Consider the following 2,542-nt stretch of genomic DNA (forward strand, 5'->3'; position numbering starts at 1 on the left):
GTAAGCCCACGGTGAAGGCCGTCTTGCGATGACGGCCTGCTGACTGCCAGTCCTAGTGGTAACACTAGGAGTAGTCATATGACGAAGCATCCAATTGAGGTGATCACGTCCGTGGAGCGCCGTCGGCGCTGGTCACGCGAAGATAAAGAGCGCCTCGTCGCTGCCTGCTTTGAGCCAGACGCGGTAATCTCCGAGATTGCCCGCGCGGCCGGCATCCATGTCAGCCAGTTGTTCCGTTGGCGCAAAGAGCTTTGCCGGATCGAGGAGCCAAGGTCTGATACGGCGACTTTGGTGCCGGTGATCGTATCCGAGGCCGCTTCGACAGTCTCTCCCGTTCAGCTGGAAGCGCCCACCACATCCCATCCTCGTCGGAAGCGCAGTGATGTAACGATCAAGCTCGGCCGGGGCCGTCGGGTCCGCGTGGATAGTGAAATTGACACGGACGCGCTTGGCCGGATTCTCGATTGCGTATTGGGTCTGCGATGATTCCGGTTCCTGTTGGCGTGAAGGTCTGGTTGGCGACAGGCCATACCGATATGCGCAAAGGCTTCCCCGGTCTGTCCTTGATGGTGCAGGAGGTGCTGAAGCGCGACCCGATGTGCGGTCACCTGTTCGTATTCCGTGGCCGAGGCGGCGGCCTGATCAAGGTGATCTGGCATGACGGCCAGGGCGCTTGCCTGTTCACGAAGAAGCTGGAGCGTGGCCGCTTCATCTGGCCATCAGTGGCCGATGGCACGGTGGTGATCACGCCTGCGCAGCTCGGTTATCTGCTGGAAGGTATCGACTGGCGGATGCCGCAAAAGACCTGGCGGCCGACGTCGGCCGGATAAGCAAAAACACTGGAATGATGGGGTCAAATATGATTCCATCCTGTCATGAGCGACGCGACCGAAGAGCTTCCGGACGACCTTGCCAGTGCCCTTGCACTGCTGGCCCAGGAACGCGCTCGACGTGTTACAGCCGAAGCAGAAGCGGCAACCGCCAAGGCAGAAGCCGCCAGTGCAAAGGCACTCGTATCGCATTCCGAAGCGCTGATCGCTCGGCTGAAGCTGGAGATCGACAAGGTCCGCCGTGAACTCTACGGCAGCCGGTCCGAGCGCAAGGCGCGGCTCCTGGAGCAGATGGAACTGCAACTCGAGGAATTGGAAGCGGACGCCGGTGAAGATGAATTGGCCGCGGAGATCGCAGCCAAAGCCTCAGCCGTCAAAGCCTTCGAGCGCAAGCGCCCATCACGCAAACCGTTTCCTGAACATCTGCCGCGCGAACGCATCATTGTCGCCGCTCCCACGAATTGCGCCTGCTGCGGATCGGCTAAACTGTCAAAGCTCGGTGAGGACATTACCGAGACCCTGGAGGTCGTTCCGCGCCATTGGAAGGTTATCCAGACGGTGCGAGAGAAGTTCACCTGCCGCGAGTGCGAGAAGATTACGCAGCCACCAGCACCCTTCCATGTGACGCCCCGCGGTTTTGCAGGGCCGAACCTGCTGGCGATGATCCTGTTCGAGAAGTTTGCCCAGCACCAGCCGCTCAATCGCCAGAGCGAGCGCTACGCCCGCGAGGGCGTCGACCTCAGCTTATCGACGCTGGCCGATCAGGTTGGAGCATGTGCCGCGGCATTGAAGCCCATTCACTCCCTGATCGAGGCGCATGTCCTTGCTGCCGAACGTCTGCATGGTGATGACACAACCGTGCCGATCCTGGCCAAGGGAAAGACCGATACCGGTCGCATATGGACCTATGTCCGGGATGACCGACCATTCGGCGGGCTCTCACCGCCGGCCGCCCTTTATTATGCCTCGCGGGATCGACGGCAGGAGCATCCGGAGCGCCACCTGAAGACCTTCACCGGCATTCTGCAGGCGGACGCCTATGGCGGCTACAATCCGCTGTTCAAGGTTGATCGCGATCCCGATCCGCTGACCCAGGCACTCTGTTGGGCACACTCGCGGCGCAAGTTCTTCGTGCTCGCCGACATTGCCGCAAACGCCAAGCGTGGAAAGAACGCCGCGCCGATCTCACCCATGGCGCTTGAAGCTGTCAAACGGATCGACGGCCTGTTTGATATCGAGCGGGAGATCAACGCTCTTACGGCCGATCAACGCCTGGATCGTCGCCGCAAGGAAAGCCGGCCGCTCGTTGATGATCTTCAGGCCTGGCTTCAAACCGAGCGGGCAAAACTCTCACGCAGTTCCCCGGTCGCCGAGGCGATTGATTACATGCTCAAGCGATGGGACGGCTTCACGTCATTCCTGGACGACGGCCGGATTTGCCTGACGAACAACGCCGCCGAGCGAGCGCTCAGAGGCTTTGCGCTCGGCAGAAAGTCGTGGCTCTTCGCCGGATCAGACCGCGGTGCAGATCGTGCAGCCTTCATGGCCACGCTAATCATGACGGCAAAGCTCAACGACATCGATCCCCAGGCGTGGCTTGCCGATGTCCTTGCCCGTATCGCGGACACGCCGATGACCAAGCTGGAGCAACTGCTTCCTTGGAATTGGACGCCTCCGACAGTCAACGCTCAAGCGGCCTGACCTGCGGCCTC

At 60.9% G+C, this 2,542-nt stretch carries 3 protein-coding genes; all 3 read left to right on the forward strand.

What is annotated here, in order from left to right:
- Nucleotides 1–78 precede the first annotated feature (78 nt).
- Genes tnpA through tnpC form a run of 3 tightly spaced genes read left to right on the forward strand, consistent with a single transcriptional unit; the run spans nt 79 to nt 2,531 of the window.
- Complete coding sequence (tnpA, locus tag QBD01_RS25355) at nt 79–486, forward strand: IS66-like element accessory protein TnpA (protein ID WP_280995030.1); 408 nt, start codon at nt 79–81, stop codon at nt 484–486.
- On the forward strand, nt 483–830 hold the full coding sequence (gene tnpB / locus QBD01_RS25360) for an IS66 family insertion sequence element accessory protein TnpB (RefSeq protein WP_280995031.1): 348 nt from the start codon (nt 483–485) through the stop codon (nt 828–830). Before tnpA ends, tnpB begins: the two co-directional genes overlap by 4 nt.
- Before the next feature lie 45 nt (nt 831–875).
- A complete protein-coding gene (gene tnpC, locus QBD01_RS25365) occupies nt 876–2,531 on the forward strand; it encodes an IS66 family transposase (protein WP_182522988.1) in 1,656 nt (551 codons plus the stop codon).
- Nucleotides 2,532–2,542 lie beyond the last annotated feature (11 nt).

It is taken from the genome of Ochrobactrum sp. 19YEA23, assembly GCF_029909865.1.
In the GTDB taxonomy this organism is placed as follows: domain Bacteria; phylum Pseudomonadota; class Alphaproteobacteria; order Rhizobiales; family Rhizobiaceae; genus Brucella; species Brucella gambitense.